Origin of the sequence: Psychrobacter sp. JCM 18902 (genome assembly GCF_904846615.1) — a bacterium.
In the GTDB taxonomy this organism is placed as follows: domain Bacteria; phylum Pseudomonadota; class Gammaproteobacteria; order Pseudomonadales; family Moraxellaceae; genus Psychrobacter.
Window position 1 is genome coordinate 74,846 of record NZ_CAJHBK010000001.1, and the last position, 19,629, is coordinate 94,474.

At 40.3% G+C, this 19,629-nt stretch carries 16 protein-coding genes; 12 read left to right on the plus strand and 4 right to left on the minus strand.

Annotated elements, in window-relative coordinates:
* Window positions 1–109: 109 nt before the first annotated feature.
* The 5 genes from JMY05_RS00285 (at window position 110) to JMY05_RS00305 (ending at window position 3,400) form a co-directional block, all read left to right on the plus strand.
* A complete protein-coding gene (locus JMY05_RS00285; RefSeq protein WP_010196547.1) occupies window positions 110–280 on the plus strand; it encodes a DUF2256 domain-containing protein in 171 nt (56 codons plus the stop codon).
* Window positions 281–325: 45 nt separating this feature from the next.
* The gene (locus tag JMY05_RS00290; protein ID WP_201613880.1) at window positions 326–472 is read left to right on the plus strand and encodes a DUF2256 domain-containing protein; all 147 of its coding nucleotides are present in this window, start codon (window positions 326–328) and stop codon (window positions 470–472) included.
* Between the two features lie 95 nt (window positions 473–567).
* Window positions 568–1,341, plus strand: coding sequence for an SIR2 family protein (locus JMY05_RS00295; RefSeq protein WP_201613881.1), 774 nt, complete (start codon window positions 568–570; stop codon window positions 1,339–1,341).
* Between the two features lie 245 nt (window positions 1,342–1,586).
* Window positions 1,587–3,110 carry a hypothetical protein gene (locus JMY05_RS00300; RefSeq protein ID WP_201613883.1) on the plus strand — a complete coding sequence of 508 codons (1,524 nt, stop codon included), beginning with the start codon at window positions 1,587–1,589 and terminating at the stop codon, window positions 3,108–3,110.
* Window positions 3,111–3,181: 71 nt separating this feature from the next.
* Window positions 3,182–3,400: a hypothetical protein gene (locus tag JMY05_RS00305; protein WP_201613885.1), complete on the plus strand. Its 219-nt coding sequence runs from the start codon at window positions 3,182–3,184 to the stop codon at window positions 3,398–3,400.
* 173 nt (window positions 3,401–3,573) lie between these two features.
* Here the strand turns inward: JMY05_RS00305 and JMY05_RS00310 are convergent, their stop codons facing one another.
* Together JMY05_RS00310 and metH are read right to left on the minus strand one after the other, a co-directional pair.
* Complete coding sequence (locus tag JMY05_RS00310) at window positions 3,574–4,503, minus strand: bile acid:sodium symporter family protein (protein WP_201613886.1); 930 nt, start codon at window positions 4,501–4,503, stop codon at window positions 3,574–3,576.
* A gap of 208 nt (window positions 4,504–4,711) precedes the next feature.
* Window positions 4,712–8,500: a methionine synthase gene (metH, locus tag JMY05_RS00315; RefSeq protein WP_201613887.1), complete on the minus strand. Its 3,789-nt coding sequence runs from the start codon at window positions 8,498–8,500 to the stop codon at window positions 4,712–4,714.
* Between the two features lie 566 nt (window positions 8,501–9,066).
* On the opposite strand from metH, the gene JMY05_RS00320 reads away from it, so the two are divergent.
* From JMY05_RS00320 to JMY05_RS00330, 3 genes are all read left to right on the plus strand, one after another.
* A complete protein-coding gene (locus JMY05_RS00320; RefSeq protein ID WP_045447723.1) occupies window positions 9,067–9,621 on the plus strand; it encodes a fasciclin domain-containing protein in 555 nt (184 codons plus the stop codon).
* A 341-nt stretch (window positions 9,622–9,962) separates the two neighbouring features.
* On the plus strand, window positions 9,963–10,913 hold the full coding sequence (locus tag JMY05_RS00325; RefSeq protein WP_045447726.1) for a fasciclin domain-containing protein: 951 nt from the start codon (window positions 9,963–9,965) through the stop codon (window positions 10,911–10,913).
* A 183-nt stretch (window positions 10,914–11,096) separates the two neighbouring features.
* Complete coding sequence (locus JMY05_RS00330) at window positions 11,097–11,702, plus strand: fasciclin domain-containing protein (RefSeq protein WP_087814347.1); 606 nt, start codon at window positions 11,097–11,099, stop codon at window positions 11,700–11,702.
* A 359-nt stretch (window positions 11,703–12,061) separates the two neighbouring features.
* Here JMY05_RS00330 and JMY05_RS00335 read toward each other — a convergent pair whose 3' ends face one another.
* A complete protein-coding gene (locus tag JMY05_RS00335) occupies window positions 12,062–13,609 on the minus strand; it encodes an alanine/glycine:cation symporter family protein (RefSeq protein ID WP_055125213.1) in 1,548 nt (515 codons plus the stop codon).
* Between the two features lie 1,200 nt (window positions 13,610–14,809).
* Here JMY05_RS00335 and JMY05_RS00340 point away from each other — a divergent pair.
* The 4 genes from JMY05_RS00340 to JMY05_RS00355 all read left to right on the plus strand — a co-directional run bounded on the left by JMY05_RS00340 (window position 14,810) and on the right by JMY05_RS00355 (window position 18,691).
* Window positions 14,810–15,442 carry a LemA family protein gene (locus JMY05_RS00340; RefSeq protein ID WP_045447744.1) on the plus strand — a complete coding sequence of 211 codons (633 nt, stop codon included), beginning with the start codon at window positions 14,810–14,812 and terminating at the stop codon, window positions 15,440–15,442.
* A gap of 261 nt (window positions 15,443–15,703) precedes the next feature.
* Window positions 15,704–16,882 (plus strand): TPM domain-containing protein, encoded by a 1,179-nt coding sequence (locus tag JMY05_RS00345; RefSeq protein ID WP_045447728.1) that lies wholly within the window; start codon window positions 15,704–15,706, stop codon window positions 16,880–16,882.
* A gap of 74 nt (window positions 16,883–16,956) precedes the next feature.
* The gene (locus JMY05_RS00350) at window positions 16,957–17,481 is read left to right on the plus strand and encodes a TPM domain-containing protein (RefSeq protein ID WP_045456157.1); all 525 of its coding nucleotides are present in this window, start codon (window positions 16,957–16,959) and stop codon (window positions 17,479–17,481) included.
* 211 nt (window positions 17,482–17,692) lie between these two features.
* A complete protein-coding gene (locus tag JMY05_RS00355) occupies window positions 17,693–18,691 on the plus strand; it encodes an adenosine deaminase (RefSeq protein WP_045447730.1) in 999 nt (332 codons plus the stop codon).
* 128 nt (window positions 18,692–18,819) lie between these two features.
* Here JMY05_RS00355 and JMY05_RS00360 read toward each other — a convergent pair whose 3' ends face one another.
* Window positions 18,820–19,620, minus strand: coding sequence for an SIR2 family NAD-dependent protein deacylase (locus tag JMY05_RS00360; protein ID WP_045447732.1), 801 nt, complete (start codon window positions 19,618–19,620; stop codon window positions 18,820–18,822).
* Window positions 19,621–19,629: the final 9 nt, after the last annotated feature.

Here is a 19,629-nt window from a genome sequence, read left to right on the forward strand (position 1 = left end):
GGTACGATGACGGCGAGTAAAGTTGCTACAAACAGTAGGTGAAGCGAGCCTAATACCGTATCCGATGATAGTGAATCGACTATAGATTAAACAAACCAATGAGAAAATTATGGCGCACAAAAAGAAGAACGTCCGCAAAAAACTCTGCCCTGTCTGCGAGCGCGAGTTTAGTTGGACTAAGAAGTTGGATAAAAACTGGGAGAGCATGGTCTATTGCTCCGACCAATGCCGACGGGTAAAAAAATATGAAGGTCTAGATCATCAGAAAGAAGATAAGTAGTCGTTAGTAATGAAGTAGAGCTATATAGACATAAGGGAGTAGACAATGGCACATAAAAAGGTAAACCTACCGCAAAAAACCTGCCCCGTCTGTCAGCGACCGTTTACGTGGCGCAAGAAGTGGGAGAAGGATTGGGAGCAGGTGATTTATTGTTCTGAGCGGTGTCGGCGAGGGAAGGATAAGGCAAATTGAGTTTAGAGTATTCAGCTATTTGGAACAAAGTACTATAATTTGAGTCTGGATTATAGAAGTTATATTTATCTGTATAAACTATAACAGAGGATGATATGCAATTTAATCAAGCACACATAAATACAATTATTAATGCAAGAAATAACGACAATTTAGTTGTTTTTGTAGGTGCAGGGGTTTCTAAATTTTCTGAGACAAATAGCCTGAATTTTCCATTCTGGGGAGATATAATAAATGTCCTAAAAAAAGACCTAGATACAGAAGAAAGCGACTATTTAAAAGTTGCACAATTATACTATTTACAATTCGGTGAGTATTCACTTTATGAGAAATTGAAATCTTTAATTCCACTGCATGCTAGCTCATCTGAGATTCATGAAAGAATATTTGAATTAAATCCTAAATATGTCATCACAACTAACTGGGATAATATCTTAGAGAATACAATAGAACAAAATGGTCATATTTACGACATTATAAAAAGTGATGCTGATTTAGTTAAGTCTATATTACCTAGGAAACTTTTAAAAGTGCATGGTGATTTTTCCAGCCACAACATTGTATTTAAAGAAGATGATTATTTGCAATATAGTGATAATTTTCCTTTGGTAGAAAACTTCTTAAGACATATATTGTCATCTTATACTATATTATTCTTAGGATATTCATATAGTGATTACGATCTAAAAATTATTTCTAAATGGATTGAAAGGCGCTCTAATATAGCTCCGCCAAGGTTTATTTTGTCAATCAGTGAAAATGTTATAGAAAGTATGTATTTGAAGAGTCACGGAATACAATCAGTTTCTCCAATAGCTATAGATAATGAAAAGTTTTTGAATATAGGGATGTATACAAGACATTCTTAGATAAAGTTAACTCTGAATATAATATTCCATATAATCTATTATCTGTAATTGAAGGTAAACATAGTAATAAAGAAATTGAAATTAGTAGCCAAATTAAAATAGAAGTCGTCAACTTTTTATATGAACACCTTAAAGGTTTACTAGAATTTAATGCTTTATTACCTGAGCAAATTACTAATGTACTGTCAAACTGTTCAATTGAATATCATCTTAATTGTTTCAGATTATGGTTCCACGATGGAGCAATGACGACGGACTACGAAGAAAGGCATCGAAAAATATACAAGATGTTCTTTCACATCATTAAGAGCTATGATAATTATAGTGCTCTAAAATACGATAACGATATTTCTATAAAAATGATAGCAATATTTAAAGTTTTTTATCTAGCTAATTGTTTATATCTTACTAATAACGATAAGAAAGATTGGGTAGAAGTTAGAAAATTCTTATCAGAAGCTGATATTTCTGAATTAGAGGCTATAGATTTAAACTATGAGAAGTACTTAACATTCTCCCATCAAAATAAAGAAATGATGGGTGTGATAAAAACAGTTGAGAGTAATATCTCTGAAAATTTAATAATCTATGAAAGTATCATAGATAAATATAACAGTGAGATTCATCGAAATTTAAAGAACAAAGAATTTTATAAAGCAATAATTTCCATGTTTAACGTTGATCTCATAATAAGAAAAATAAGATATAATTTTCAAATCAAACCTGAAGATCAACAAGAATTTGATAATTTAGAAACCAAGTGGAGAAGTAAGCTTGACTTGTACCCTGCAAGCGTTAAGAAACATATAAAAGGTTTATATGAATTTTTAAATTTTGAAGTTATTCATGAATTTTATTACGACGCAAATAAAGAGTTTCTGGATTTAGAAAAAAATTATTTAATTAATGCTAATAAATATCGCTCAAATGATAGAAGCTTGCAGATATTACGTTTTTTTATAATAAATGAAATAATGATTGATGAGTATGGTATTTTCAAAGACTTAATGAGAATATACGTAGAACTAAAGTTCAGATTAATAATTAAAAATAATAAGAGCGAGACTAAATTTTTCCAGTTCCATCTATCAAGCACTCATAGAATAGAGAAACATGACCTATTTATTTTAGTTAAATATTTTGAATTTAAGAAATTGAATGAATTAATTCATAATATTTTAGAGTACTATAAATCTAGTGGTTCTTATATAGATTGTGCTGAACATACTCAGTATTTGCTAACCACATTTGAAAATTTAGTGTCATTGTATGACAATTATCGAACGGGAATTTTTAGTGATATAGTTGGGAAGGCAATAACAAATTTAATCGTTGTAAACTCAATAATAGAATGGAAAAATGAAGATTTAGATAAGTTAGTTAAGCTAATTTCGTTAAGTTTTATGAATAAAAATTTGCCTTCGGATGCGTACAAAGCATTAAATAAGTTTATATACTATAATTTCAAATTATTTAGTATTTCGAGTGAAAAAATAAAAATCCTATTAGACATACCTCTTAGAAAAATTCTATCAGGAGGATTAAATGGTTTGGAGTTTCATTCGGTTAGTAATGATCTAGGTAATTTATTTGGGATATTAGCCGAGACTGACGTTAAATATGAAAATGATATTTTGATTAGTCAGGTAATTGGTTCACTGAAACCTATGGAAGATGTGGATCATCAGCGTAAAATATCCAAAAATATTCTTATTAAGTATTTATATATTGTCAATAAAAAACAGTTAATCAGCTTCATAATTATATAGATTCTATAAGAATAAAAGATTGGTCTAATGCAATTAGTAATGAACTACTATTTGAAGAGCTCACATTCAACATGTTTGGGTTAAAGGTCAATAATAAATTTATAAATTTTTTAGCTCGTAGTATGGAGGATTATAAGAGAGTAACAGAAGAAGTTGGTCCGAGAACTCGAGAACAACAAGAAAATCTATCAAGAATTTTAGATATTCCTATTTTATTTGAGTTTATAAGTGCTTTATCTAATAAAAATATTCCTGAATATATCGAACTTCAAAAGAAAATTCCCTCATAGATAAGGACGCCTATTACATTAATAGGCGTTTTCACTGACTTCCTACAAATTCAAAACTTTGCAGCAGTCTTCGTATTCCGACCTTCATATTTAGTATAACTTCTTAGCTGGTCATAACCGATTTTAACAAAGTTAAAATACTCATAACTAACCCACAAACAATAAAACCACCCCTACTTAGCATCTCTCTTAGCAAAGATATTCGCAACCAACGCACCACTGAAGTTATGCCATACACTAAATATTGCACTAGGTAAGGCAGCGACAGGGTTAAAATAAGTTGCCGCAAGGGCAGCGCCTAGACCAGAATTTTGCATACCCACTTCTATCATGATCGCGCGGCGTTGTCTCTCCGTAAAACCGGACAAGCGGGCGATCAAATACCCCAAGGTATAACCGGTCATATTATGTAAGGCAACTACGATAAACACGATAGCACCGCTATCCAATATAGTCGCTTTAGACACTGCAACCACTGCTGCTATAATGATGGAAATACCCAATACCGATACCATTGGTAATACCTCAGTGACGAACTCAATCTTTTTACCCAAAAATTTATGAAAGATAACACCGAGTAATATGGGCAAGATGACGATTTTTGTAATGGTAATCATCATACTGGCCAAATCGATATCAATCAGTTGACCCGCAAAAATGCTGAGCAGAATAGGGGTCAGAAAAGGCGCAAGTAGGGTAGAGATAGAGGTAATAGCCACACTCAATGCCACATCACCTTTGGCCAAGAATGTAATCACGTTACTAGAGGTACCGCCGGGGCAACAGCCAACCAAGATGACACCGACCGCGATTAAAGGATCAAGGTTGAAAATTACTGTTAATAAGTAAGCAATGAAAGGCATTAGCGTGAACTGCGCTAACAGACCTACCAGTACAGGTTTGGGGCGTTTGATAATCTCTAGAAAATCTTCTGTTTTGAGCGTCATGCCCATCCCAAACATAATGATGCCAAGTATGGGAACGATCAAGAAAGCCAACGAGGCAAAGAATTCAGGAAAAATAAATCCCAAAACAGCACTGACCAGTGCCCAGATTGCAAAGGTTTTGCCAATCCAACTAGAAAGTAATGCAATCTGATTCATAGCCTGTCTCACAATAATAAGAGTAATAGAATGTCTAGTAATTTAGCATGGTTATTATTAGCAAATGATAAAAGTATTTTGTTATTAAGCGAGCAATAAGTTTGCTTATTTAACGCAAATGACTACCCCATAAAAAATGGCTTACCCATATCAAATGAGTAAGCCAAAAAACAACTATTAGGTTTCTATAACTTAATGGGTCAATCTACTATAAGTTCGGATTTAACCACTTCTCAGCAGTCTTCATATCCCAGCCTTTACGCTCAGCATAACTCTCTAACTGGTCGCGGCTTATTTTACCGACGTTGAAGTATTCACTATCAGGATGCGAGTAATAGAATCCGCTGACCGATGACGCAGGCCACATCGCATAGCTTTCGGTCAAGGTCGTACCAATCGCCTCTACCGTACCGAGCCAATCAAACAATTTGCCTTTTTCCGTATGCTCAGGACAAGCAGGGTAGCCAGGTGCAGGGCGGATGCCGACGTATTTCTCTTTAATCATCTCATCATTGGTGAGTGATTCAGTTGGTTGATAGCCCCAGTATTCTTTACGGATGAGCTCATGTAAATGCTCGGCAAACGCTTCAGCTAAGCGATCAGACAATGCCTGTACCATGATGGCATTATAGTCATCACCTGCCGCTTTATATTGCTCAGCCAGTGCTTCTGTACCGACGATAGAAACGGTAAAGCCGCCCAAGTAATCGGTATGCGTCTCTGATGGCGAGATGAAATCCGCCAAGCTAAAGTTTGGCTTGCCGCTAGCTTTATCGCTTTGTTGACGTAAGTGCTCGAATTGATATTCTGCTGCGCCGCCTTTAGTAGCATGGTCATAGACAGTAACGGTATCGGCACCCGTACGGCGAGCTGGCATAAGTTTAAACACCCCTTTGGCGACGATTAATTTTTCATCAATCATCTTTTGCATCAGCTCATTGGCATTATCGAACAAATCGCGTGCCGCTTCGCCCACCACATCATCTTGTAATATCTTTGGATATTTACCGACCAGTCCCCAAGAGATAAAGAATGGTGTCCAGTCGATATAAGGTAGTAGGTTAGCGATTGGATAGTCATCAAATATCACTTGCCCCAGCTTATTGGGGACTGGTGGCACATAGTTTTCCCAATCATACTGAAAACCAATTTTGACCGATTCGGCATACGTGACCTTCGCCGCTTTTGGTTGACGCTTGGCAAGGCGTTCACGTACTTTGACATACTCTTCGCGGGTTTCATCGATAAGCGCTTGACGGTGTTCTTTTGAGAGCAGTTTAGTGACTACACCGACTGAGCGTGAGGCATCTGATACATAGATGACGGCATCATTTTGGTATTGTGGCTCGACTTTGACCGCTGTATGCGCTTTGGAGGTCGTTGCACCGCCAATCATCAAGGGTAGCGTCATGCCGCGCTCTTGCATTTGTTTGGCGACATAGACCATCTCATCGAGACTTGGGGTAATCAGACCTGATAAGCCAATGATATCGACTTCTTCTGCGATAGCGGTATCGAGGATTTTTTCACACGGCACCATGACGCCCAGATCGACGATATCATAGCCATTACAGCCCAGCACCACGCCGACGATGTTTTTACCGATATCATGGACGTCACCTTTGACCGTTGCCATGAGGATTTTGCCTTTCTTTTCACCCTCGACTTTTTCTGCTTCGATATACGGATTTAGCCATGCAACGGATTGTTTCATCACGCGAGCTGATTTCACCACTTGTGGTAAGAACATTTTACCGGCACCAAATAAGTCACCGACGATATTCATCCCGTCCATGAGTGGGCCTTCGATGACTTCTAGCGGCTTGGGGTATTTCTCCCATGCTTCTTTGGTATCCGCTTCGATAAAGGTGGTGATGCCTTTGACCAGTGCATGAGCAATGCGTTCTTCTACCGTGCCTTCGCGCCAGCTCATATCAACGGTGCTGTCTTTTTTCTTGCCACCGTTTTGGTAGTTTTCAGCCACAGTCATCAGACGTTCGGTGGCATCTTGACCGCTCTCACCTTGGTTGCGGTTGAGCATCACATCTTCGATAGCGTCACGAGCTTCCTTTGGAATATCATCGTACAGCTCAAGCATGGCAGGGTTGACGATACCCATCGTCAGACCGTTTTGAATCGCATGATAGAGGAATACGGAGTTGATGGCTTCACGAATTGGGTTACCACGGAAACTAAACGAGACGTTAGAGACACCACCCGATACCATCGCATTGGGCAAGTTATCGGTAATCCATTTGGTCGCGTTGATAAAGTCCGCACCGTAGTTGTTGTGCTCAGTGATACCAGTGGCAACGGCAAAAATGTTCGGGTCAAAAATAATGTCTTCTGATGGGAAACCAACTTCATTGACCAACACATCATAGCTGCGTTGACAAATCTGAATCTTACGCTCGTAAGTATCGGCTTGACCGTCTTCATCAAATGCCATGACGATAACGGCGGCACCGTAGCGCATGCAAAGCTTGGCACGCTCAACGAATTCAGTATGACCTTCTTTTAATGAGATAGAGTTGACGACGGACTTGCCTTGGATACGCTTAAGGCCTTCTTCGATGATGTCCCATTTAGACGAGTCAATCATCAGCGGTACGCGGCTGATATCAGGTTCACCAGACACCAAGTTGACGAAATGAATCATCGCTTGCTTGGAGTCGAGCATGCCTTCGTCCATATTGATATCGACGATTTGCGCGCCGCCTTCGACCTGATCTCGCGCCACATCGAGTGCTTCGGTATAGGCTTCGGTTTTAATCAAGCGTAAAAACTTTTTAGAGCCAGTAACGTTGGTACGTTCACCGACGTTGACAAACAAGCTATCTGCATTAATAGTAAATGGCTCAAGACCTGACAAACGGCAGGCAGGTGGGATATCTGGAATGACGCGCGGTGGATAATTTGCCACCATTTTAGCGATTTGGCGGATATGCTCAGGCGTCGTACCACAACAGCCACCAACGATGTTTAAGATACCCGCTTTGGCAAAACCTTCGAGTAGGGCAGCGGTTTGTTCAGCTGTTTCATCATATTCACCAAACTCGTTGGGCAGACCTGCGTTCGGATGCGCTGACACATAGGTATTAGCAATGTTCGATAGCGTTTGGATATGCGGACGCAGTGCATCAGCGCCTAATGCGCAGTTAAAGCCAACCGATAATGGCTTGGCATGGCGAATTGAGTTATAAAAGGCTTCAGCGGTTTGACCTGATAGCGTTCGACCTGAGGCATCGGTAATCGTTCCCGAAATCATAATTGGTAGCTCAAAACCAATATCATCAAACACGCCTGTGATGGCAAATATCGCTGCCTTGGCATTTAGCGTATCAAATATTGTTTCGATGAGGATGAGATCAACACCACCTTCTATCAGGCATAAAGTTGCTTCACGGTAATTTAGTACCAATTCGTCAAAGGTAATGTTACGAAAAGCTGGGTCATTGACGTCAGGTGATAGCGAGCACGTGCGTGAGGTTGGCCCCACGACACCAGCGACAAAACGCGGTTTCTCAGGCGTTTTTGCCGTAAATTCATCCGCCGCTTGACGGGCAATCTTGGCTGCTGTCTTATTCAGCTCAGGCACTAGATACTGCATATCGTAGTCAGCCATCGACAGACGCGTACCGTTAAAGGTATTGGTCTCGATGATATCGGCACCAGCTAGCAGATGATCGTGATGAATGTCTTTAATCATGTGCGGCTGTGTCAGTACCAATAAATCATTGTTACCGCGTACGTCTTGATTGATATCGGCAAAACGCTCACCACGATAATCCGCTTCTTCTAATTTATAGGTCTGAATCTGTGTACCCATCGCCCCATCTAACATCAAGATGCGTGATGCCATTTGCTCGGTGATACGTGCACGTGCCGTCAGTTGCTGCTCTTTATAAGGAAACACGGCAGGTGGCGTTAAAATAAAGTCATCAGCGGATGATGGACTAGAAGTAGGAGCAGATTGAGAAGTCATCGTTTGAGTCATAGGAGCGCTGCTTATATCGTCAATGTTATAAAAGGGGAAGTAATAAGAATAAGAATAATAAATAGCGTGCAACATTCATAAAAGGCGTGGGCAAATCCGCATTATTCTAGCATGAAAATCATACCTCACGTGGGACAGTACTTATTCCTCTTTGGCAATATGCTAGACAAAAAATCTGCCTGTTGATTGAGTGAGCATGATGTTCAAAGTTTATGCCATTAAGCGATTAGGAACAAATGAATATCATTTCGCTTAAAGATTACATAAAGCTTTGTTTCTGCAAATGAAAGCACAACGATTGTGCTTAAAAGTCAGACAGAGTTTACACCTGTACTACAAAAAGTTGCGTAAAGAGGAATTGATAAAGCTTGGTTATATGTTAATTTAATTTCAGAAGGATTGGCGTTTCATAAGCAATACTTACTAGTAAATGTTAATAGTTGTATTAGTGACATCTAACATTTACCACTATTATTAGCGCTAGTATTTGCTATAAGGGAAGACGATCTAATCTGCAAGACAGTTATAGAACAGTCAATAAATACTCAATCATTAAGGATAATGTTATGAAGCTTACTAAAATTGCTACCATTGGTACATTAGCACTCTCAATCGCTGGTTTAAGTGCTTGTAATAATATGATGCCAAGCAAAAGCGCAGCCATGAAAGCGCCTATGCACAGTCAATCTATGGCAAAAATGAACGTGGTACAAGTTGCCCAAAGTAATCCTGACTTCTCGCTACTGGTCGAAGCCGTCGTAGCGGCAGATTTGGCGGGTGCTTTGTCTAACCCGAATGCAAACTATACAATATTTGCGCCGACCAATGCCGCATTTGTACAAGTCCTGCAAGAAACAGGCATGAGCAAAGCACAACTATTTGCCAACAAGCCACTATTGACTAAAATTTTAGGCTATCACGTGATTAATGGTGCTGCGCCAGTATATGCGAAAGACGTTAAACCGGGCAATATTACTATGTTCAGTAAAGATACTCTGATGGTCACCAATCAGGGCAAATTGATGGATGAAAATGGTCGTACTACCAATATCATAAAAACCGATATTGCTGCTAATAATGGCGTAGTACATGTTATTGATAGAGTATTACTGCCCAAATAAGATTGATTTCAAAATTACAGTTAAAGAATTATATCCCTATTACTTTGTATGATGAAGCTGGTATGAGTACCAGCTACCGTCTTTGATGACATGATTGTTAAATACACGCTATTTTAATTGCCAACTGTCTTAGATGAAGCTCCTTTAGATGACACTGCTGGCATTTAGAATGTTTGAGATATTTTTAAGCGTGTCATCATTATTGTTTAACACTACGACAATAAACGACAGTCATCTTTGTTTCTTGTTGAAAGCTTTGATCATTTAACAATTTCAATCATTCGACGGATGCTACTGAAAAAGTAGATGGTTCATCTGAACTCATACATAAGGATATACTCATGCTAAAAAGAACCCTATTATCTCTGGCGCTTGCCATGACCGTTTTGCCGCTAGCCGCTTGTAATGACGACGACAATGATTTTTCAGTTGTTGTAGAAGCGCCAACACAAAATATTGCAGAAATTGCTGCTGAAAATAAAGATTTAACCATTCTTAACGCTGCGCTAAAGGCATCTGGACTTGATAAAGTTTTGATGTCATCAGAGGACGAATTTACTGTATTTGCACCTACTGATGCTGCATTTGCTGAATTATTGGAAGAGCTTGATGTGACATCAGAAGAGTTATTGGCTGACAAAGAGCTATTAACCATGGTCTTAACTTATCATGTTATCCCCAATATGACAGTCAAAGCTGCTGACATTCCTTATGGCGACAGTATCGAAACAGTCAATGGTCAAGCGTTCTCTATTAGTGATGCCAATGTCATTATGGATGCAAGTGGGGATACCTCTAAAATTATCAAAACAGATGTATTGGCCACTAATGGCGTCATTCACCTCATTGACGATGTATTGCTACCTACTGACAAGTCTATAGTCGATCTAGCCGTTGCCACAAAGGATCTCAGTATCCTCAAAGAAGCGGTGGTAGCAGCAGGATTGGCTGACGCCTTGGCTGATGAAGATGCTGATCTTACCGTTTTTGCACCAAACAATGCCGCTTTTGCTAAATTATTAGCTGAACTTGATATAAGTAAAGAACAGCTATTACAAGATAAGCCGCTGTTGACGAAAGTGCTCACCTATCATGTGATTGAAGACGACCGCGTCTTTGCCTCTGAAATTATGGCAGGCAGTCAAGAGATGCTGGAAGGCAGCAGCATCACATTTGACGATAAAAAACAAATTACCGATGGGAGAAATCGTACCTCTAATATCGTGACCGCGAATATACAAGCGAACAATGGAGTTGTACACGTGATCGATACAGTGTTGCTACCTAAGTAAGCATTAATCCGAAATTAATCAGTTAAAATTATAGTTATTGGTATAGCAGAGGCGACATTATTACTATTGTTTAGTTGCTATCATTTGCAACAGATAAGTGGTTCGCTGTTATATACATTAACTGGGTTAAGTTATTTGTCAAACAATTCACTTAACAGACCATCCCTTTATAAGGAAATACTTATGTTGAAGAAAAACTTACTTTCTATTGCTGTCGTTACAGCTGCTATGTCATTAGCCGCTTGTAATGATAAAGAAGCAGTTACTGATCCTGTTGAGCCTGAAGTGACTACTGAAGAAGTGGTTGTAGAGCCCGTTGCCGAAGTTGAGCCAATGACTGAAGCCGATCCAATGGCCGATACTGCTGCGACGCAAAGTATTGCTGAAATAGCCGCTGGCAACGAAAATCTAACGATTCTAACGGCTGCATTACAAGCTGCTGGCTTAGATACAATGATGATGGATGCAGGGACCTATACGGTATTTGCACCAACTGATGATGCATTTGCTCCTGTGTTAGAGAAGCTAGGCGTTACTAAAGAAGAGCTATTAGCCGATACAGATCTACTGAAAAAAGTACTTCCATATCACGTAGTGCCTATGGTTGTTATGGCAGCTGACATTCCTTATGGTACTGATGTTGCTACTGTAAATGGTGCTACTATCAATATTAGCGATGCTAATGTCATCACTGATGCGACTGGTAACACGGCTAATATTACTGGTACAGATATCATGGCAACGAACGGTGTGGTTCACACTATCGATGCAGTATTGATGCCTGAGTAAGTTGTTTTGATAGTCTCTTTATTTATGATTAATTAATTATTTAAATAATGACGTCGAAGAAGCCTAGCTATTGAGCTGGGCTTTTTTGCGTTTGGGAGATACCTAATGTTTACCATAGCATTGATATAAGTCAGTCGCATGAAAACGGTTCAATGTAGTGGAGAGTAAGATAAATGAGCCTCTCATTGGTTCACACTAATGCAAGTTTAAAGAGTAATGATGACTTATGTAAGATATCTATTGAAGGCTTATGAATGCAAAGGTTTGAAACAGAAAAGCCCGAAACGACTGTTTCGGGCTTTTGCTTTGGAAGTTTGAATAACAATTATGTTAAAGAATAATAGCTACGTTATAGAATATTACTTATGCTCTTTGCGTAGTGGATCTGCTGCCATTCTTTGTTGCTCTTTTAGATGACGCTCTTCCCAATAAGGGGCGTTTTTGATGCCGAATTTTGCAGGATCAAAACTGTAGCGCTCAACACCTGCTTTACGCTGTGCTTCATAGTCTTTTAGCATAGTAAGTGTTGGACGAGCCACAATGAAGATGACCAAAATACCAACGATGTTCAACCAAGCCATAAGCCCAACACCAATATCACCAATAGCCCAAATGTAGCCAGCTGAGTTTAGGCCGCCGTAAGCAACCATCACCATGATTAAGATTTTGACTAAGAATAGACCAGTCTTGTTGGCACTGCGACCGACAAAGCGCGTTAGATAAGCAACGTTCACTTCAGCGATGTAGTAGTAAGCCAAGATAGTGGTAAAGGCAAAGAAGAAGACAGCAATAGCGATAAAGGTGTTACCAAAACCACCATAAACAGATTCCATCGCCATTTGCGTGAATGCAGGGGCGTTGATTTCAGTGGTAGCAGCGACGTTCTGTACGATGAACTGACCGTCTGGTAACGTTCCTTGAATGTTGTAAGTACCCATGGTTAGGATCATGAAGGCAGTAGCAGAACATACTAATAGGGTATCGACATATACTGAGAATGCCTGAACTAAACCCTGCTGTGATGGATGCTCAACTTCAGCAGCAGCAGCAGCATGAGGACCTGTACCTTGACCTGCTTCATTTGAGTAAATACCACGTTTTACACCCCAACCAATCGCTGCACCAAAACCTGCTTGAGCAGTAAATGCGTCGCTAACGATTAGACCGAATACTTGTGGAATCATATCAAAGTTGGTAAACATGATGATCAGTGCAAGAACGATATAGCCCAATGCCATAAAAGGAACGGCATACTCGGTAAACGTTGCGATACGCTTGATACCACCAAAAATGATAATACCTAATACCACAAGGATAATGGCTAAGGCTACTAGACGCATTGAGCCAACTTCTAAGGCGCCAATGCTCATAACAGACCCTTCGCCCATTACCTGTGCGAAAGCATTGATAACGCCGTTTGCCTGTACACCTGGTAAAAATATACCACAAGCGAGGATAGATGAGATTGCAAAGAGGATGCCATACCATTTTTGGCCAAGTGCGCGTTCAAAATAGTAAGCTGGGCCACCGCGATATTCGCCAGTGATGACATCTTTTTCTTTATAAATCTGTGCGAGCGTAGACTCAACATAAGCAGTAGATGCGCCTAAGAAGGCCACGACCCACATCCAAAATACGGCACCTGGGCCACCGAAGCCGATAGCCGCAGCTACCCCAGCGATGTTACCCATACCCACGCGTCCTGCGAGTGATACGGCAAGTGCCTGAAATGATGAAATACCTTGATCACTAGATTTACCAGTAAAAAGTAACTTGATCATTTCACCGAACAGACGCACTTGTACGAAGCGCGTCATAATGGAATAAAATAGGCCCGCGCCCAAGCAAAGATAGATCAGTGCGGGGCTCCAGATAATTCCGTTTACTAAGTTAACTAAACCTTCCATATGTATATTCCTAGTACTGTCTCAAAGTGGCTCTGTATGCTAGGAGTAAGCTAACTGCTTAACTTACTTATTTAAGTTAAGCAGTTAAATTATCTACATCGACTCATGTATATCCGTTAAGTCTCATACGCGCTTAGCCACTAAGAATGGACTGTAGTTGTCTGTCGTTATCCGCTTGGTTTATCAGTAATATTGACAGTTTGCTTATGCTTATTACCGATGATATGTGTATCAGCATAGTTGCAAGGCGTAAGCTGTCTCAATTACTGCGACATTTATCTTATCAATTAATATCTGAGATGAATGTTCAGTAGACCGGTGGATAAAACAGGCGGTTATAATATTAAATACTTATCATGCCGATAGCATTCAACTTTTTGTGAGCGGTATCGATTGACTACAGGGTTGGTGTGGCTGATTGAAACTATTAAGCGAATCTCTAATAACTGAGTAATATTTTACATAGAAATCAACAACTCACTAATACTAATCAAGCCATAAGTCCACTACCAAATGTATTCAAACCGTACGGCTACGTAACTGCAATTTGCCATATTTTTGTAGTAATTACTAGAATTTTCTTTGTACAGAAGCATATATATTCATATTGAGTCAGGAAGATATGACTACAAATAACGATAAAATATCGCATGTTTTGACCGTTGTTAGATGTCGAATCAATAGATAAAGCCACATCGACTACACAAAAACAGAGCGGTCATTCATCGCTTATCTGTCACTCCTCTATACTGGACAAGGTATGGAGTAAAGATAATGCCAGTGGTTCGATGATATTTGTGAGGTAGATGTTATCAATGACAGGTAATAAAAACGAGCAATAGTCATGGGATAGCAGTGTGGTTTTGCGGTTGTGTTTTGGTAACGGCTAATTGTAAAAATACCGAGATAGCGCCATCATTGTGTAAGATATCTTATCCTATAGGTTCGTTTCGTTGATAAGACGAGACTCTAGTAGAGCGGCATACGATTGCTATCGTACTCATTAACTGCTGTTTTTATGTTTAGTGTGGCTTTAATATAAGTGATGTGCCTTTAATTATAAAAAATATACGGCTCTAATACTTAAATAGACATACATTTGCATGACCTCATGTATCAGCTTCAAAATACAAGCTTTAAAAAATTATTAAAAAAGTGTTACTGGTTATTTATTATTTACCATTATTAGGAGAAACAATGATGACGCGTCAATCAATTGTAAAACCCATATTGCTCGCAGCCGTGTTAGCGACGTCTACCGTTGGTCTAAGCGGTTGTGGCTACAACAACCTGCAAGCTCAAGATGAGCAAGTTACCGCGTCGTGGTCAGAAGTGGTGAACCAATATCAACGCCGCGCTGATTTGGTACCAAACTTAGTCAAAGTCGTGCAGCAGTACGCTGAGCAAGAACAAGAAGTGTTTACTCAAGTAGCTGAGGCACGCTCTCGTGCTGGTAGCATTACTGTGACGCCAGAAGTACTGAATGATCCAGAAGCGATGGAGCGTTATGCAGCTGCACAGGAACAGATGACAGGTGCATTATCACGTTTGATGGCTGTCTCTGAACGTTATCCTGAGCTAAAGTCAGATGCTTTGTTCCAAGACTTACAAGTCCAGCTCGAAGGCACTGAAAACCGTATTGCCGTTGCTCGTAACCGTTATATTCAAGAAGTGCAAAGCTATAATACAACGGTGCGCCAGTTCCCAACCAACATTACAGCAAAAGTATTTGGTATGAATGCCAAGCCAAACTTTAGCGTGGCGAATGAAGACGCTATTTCAACCGCACCAAGTGTTGACTTCGGTGATGATAAGTCAGCGACAGCTGAGTAGTGGTGATTAAATAGAGATGAAAACAGAGCGGGATTTGTCGCTCTGTTTGTTTACATTTTTATCGTTTAGCTTAGTTAGCCACTAGTTTGCTTAGCCACATTTTTAAAGGTATTGATGGATATAAATGCCTATTAAATGAATATCAAATCCAAAAAGTACGATTAGCTATGTCAAATTTGGTTTCTTTGCTATGCTAATTTTTGTGAATGGTATCACGTAGATTCACTCAGTACAGATGTCACTTGAGGTGGTATAGATTAGATGAACAATTCAAAAGCAATCCTATCAGTATTACTGTTCACACTCAGCGTCAGTAGTGCGCCTGTGTTGTATGCTGCGCCTAATGAAGCCATTGATAGCACCTCAGACATGCAAAGTCGTAGTGTTGAGGATTTGGTAGTGATTGCCAAAGCGGGCGAGTCTAATGAAGCGATCAATGACGCTGTATTGGGTAATGATGCAATCAATGATGCCATTTTAGGCAATGAGGCGATCAACCCTAATGCCGCTAATAATGAGGCAACAGTTGGGTCAACAGCCGCAAATCCTTCTCCTATACAGTCAAATGTACCCAGTGTCGATGCCGATAAGCTCATATTAAATAATCCTGTGGTAGATCAGGCCAATATTCTAAATCCGCAAGAAAAACAGCGTCTAGAGGCGCAGCTTAGAAATATTTATCAGCAAGGTCTTGCCCAAGCAGCGGTGGTTATCGTGCCTACGACCAATGGCGTCCCTATCTTTGACTATGCTCTACAAGTAGCTGAGAAGTGGCAGCTGGGCAATAAAGACATCGATGATGGCTTACTCATGGTAGTCGCCGTCAATGACCGTGATATGTATATTTTGACGGGTTATGGACTAGAGGGTGTCTTACCAGATGCTGCCGTCAATCGTATTATTCGTGAAGATATCACGCCGTTATTTAAGCAAAATAACTATGGCGCTGGAATAATAGCTGGCGTTGACGCACTCAAAACGCGGCTGACTGCTGATCCTGAGGTATTGGCTCGTGCTGATGCGCAAGCAGCCGAGCGTAGTGCACAACAAGGTTCAGACGAGCTACCATCGCCCATATTTTTATTCATTATGGCAATGATATTTGGAAGCTTTATTACCAGTATTTTTGGTCGTGTATTTGGTTCTATTATTACTGCTGGTGGGTTTTTTGCGGGATCGTTAGCCTTAGGCGGTGGGTTTTTTATGACCGTTATCATGGCTATCTTCTTATGGCTATTTTTGATTTCACGAGGTGGCGGCGGTGGTGGTAAAGGTGGGTCTGGCGGCGGTCGTAGAGGCGGCGGTATGATATTCCTACCTGGTATGGGCGGTGGCGGCGGCTCTGGCGGTGGTGGTTTTGGCGGTGGTGGTTTTGGCGGCGGTGGCTTCGGTGGTGGCGGCGGTGGTTTTGGCGGCGGCGGTGCTGGTGGCTCGTGGTAGACGCTTGGTAGATGCTTAAGTAAAAACGGATACTAAACGACCGTCAGCAATGACGTATTTGAGGAAATAGTAAAATGTCAGAAAACAACGCGTCAAATCCCAGTTTTGCCCGCTGGTGGCGTCAAGTCTTATTTATTCCTATATTGCATAGTAAATGGTTAACAGCAGCAGCCAAAGCACGTTTGACAGACGAGGTGACCCGTGCAGAGCGAGGGCATCGGGGTGAGGTGTTTTTGATTGTAGAAAACCATCTGCCGATTCAAGAGGCGTACTATATTGGCTGTCGCGAACGTGCGATTGAGCTGTTTAGTGAGTATCGAGTTTGGGATACTGAAGAGAATACGGGCGTCTTGGTGTATGTCAATATTTGCGAGCATCAGTTAGAGATCGTAGCTGATCGTGGTATCAGTGCTCATGTCAGCCCCACCGTTTGGCGGGCGATGTGTGATAAGGCCGTATCAGGTATTGCCAATCAAAAAACCGAAGAAAGCTTGGCTGAATTGTTAGATGAAGTTGGGCAAGTGCTGCGTCAGTATTATCATTTGGAGCAGGATCCAGCGGGTAACGAGTTGTCTGATACTGTGGTGTTTCTGAAGTAGCGTTGATGAGGGAATCTGATGGCTTGTTATTTTGCTAGCATCGTGTTCTTTTATGGGGTTTTGGCATTAATTACAATATAATAGTGCCTCTAGAAATCGAGGGTGACTGATATATTTCTCAAGCGTCTATACAGGCTTTGCATTTATAAAGGCACTTCTCAAAAGCATTTCTCAAAAGTACTCTACTACAAAAAGCCGTCACTGGAATCCTATGATTGATTTAATAAAGAAATTACCAAAAGCTGAGCTGCATTTACATATTGAAGGCTCACTAGAACCTGAGCTGATGTTTAGATTGGCCAAAAAGAACCAGATAGAGATTCCTTATAAAAACATAGAAGATGTGCGCAACGCCTACAACTTCACCAACTTGCAAACCTTTTTAGATATCTACTATGCAGGCGCAAATGTCCTGATCACTAAAGACGATTTTTATGATTTAACGTGGGAATATATACTTAAGTGTGTTGAAGATAACGTCATTCACACAGAGATATTTTTTGACCCGCAGACGCATACTGAACGAGGTATACCTTTTGAAGTGGTGATAACAGGCATCAAAGAAGCGCTTGCAGATGCCAAAGAAAAATATGGTATCACCTCTTGTATTATCATGTGTTTCCTAAGGCATTTATCACAAGAAGAAGCGTTTGAGACCTTAGAGCAAGCACTGGTATTCAAAGATGACATCATCGGTGTCGGTCTTGATTCGTCAGAGCTGGGCAATCCACCATCGAAATTCAAAGATGTCTTCAAAAAAGCTAAAGAAGCAGGTTTTAAGCTGGTCGCCCATGCTGGTGAAGAGGCAGATTTTTCGTACATTTACGAAGCACTGGACTTATTGAATATCAATAGAGTCGATCATGGTGTGCAATCGATAAAAAGCCCAGAGTTGATGCAAAGACTAAAAGATGAGCAAATGCCGCTGACCGTTTGCCCGAACTCAAATATTGAGCTAAAAGTCTTTGATAATTACAAAGAACACAATATCAAAGAGCTGCTAGATTATGGTCTAAATATCACCATAAACTCAGACGACCCAGCCTATTTCAAAGGTTATATGAATCAGAACTTTATAAATATATGCGAAAATTTACCGCTGACAGAAGATGATGTTGTTACTTTGGTAAAGAATTCCTTTAATGCCTCATTTATTAGTGATGAATTAAAAGCAGTATATTTGGCGAAAGTTGATCTGGCACTAAAGTAAATTAACTATGATTAGGTTTTAGTACCCGAGGCTTAACGGTTGATATCAATCGTTAAGCCTTTTCTTTTTTACACGGTATGCTTTTTAGGTTCAAGCGACTTAGGTGCAAGTAACTTAGGTTCAGGCGACTAGAGCGCAGTGATTTTCTGGATTAATAACGGCATAATCACACCAGCTTTTTCTGCTAAGGTGATATCCACAATAGTATTCGGCGTTGGATTGGGATTTATCTCAATAATTTTGGCACCATTTTGCTTCGCTAACTGTGCGAGTCCAGCGGCAGGATAGACGAGACTGGAGGTGCCAATACTGATAAATACCTCACAATTTGCCGCCGCGTCTTCTGCTGTTTGCCATGCTTGTACTGGTAATGCTTCGCCAAACCAAACGATATCTGGTCTGATATAGCCATCGCAATGGCGACAGGTCATCAGTGTGTCATCAAAATTGATTGTATCCTCGCTATGATACGAACCCCTCGATTGACTTTGGTAGACTGTCTCGCATTGACTACAGCGGTTATGCCACAGATTGCCATGCAAATGAGTTACCGTACTGCCAGCTTGCTCATGTAAATCATCAACATTTTGAGTGATAAGCGTTAATGATTGATTGGACGACTGAGTATGGTATTGCCACTGCGCTAAGGCAAAATGTGCAGGATTCGGTTTTTTATCTGCGACCAATTGCCTGCGCCATTGATACCATGACCACACCAGTTTTGGATCACGAGTGAAAGCCTCAGGTGTTGCCAAGTCTTCCACACCATAGTTTTCCCACAAGCCTGTTTGCTTATCTCGAAAAGTTGGAATGCCACTTTCGGCTGAAATCCCTGCACCCGTTAAGATGCAAATATGCTGTTTGGATGTCAATAATTTAGCAGCAAGTTCTACTTCTGCTATTAACGCTGGTGATAATTCTGCTAACATGAGCCAACC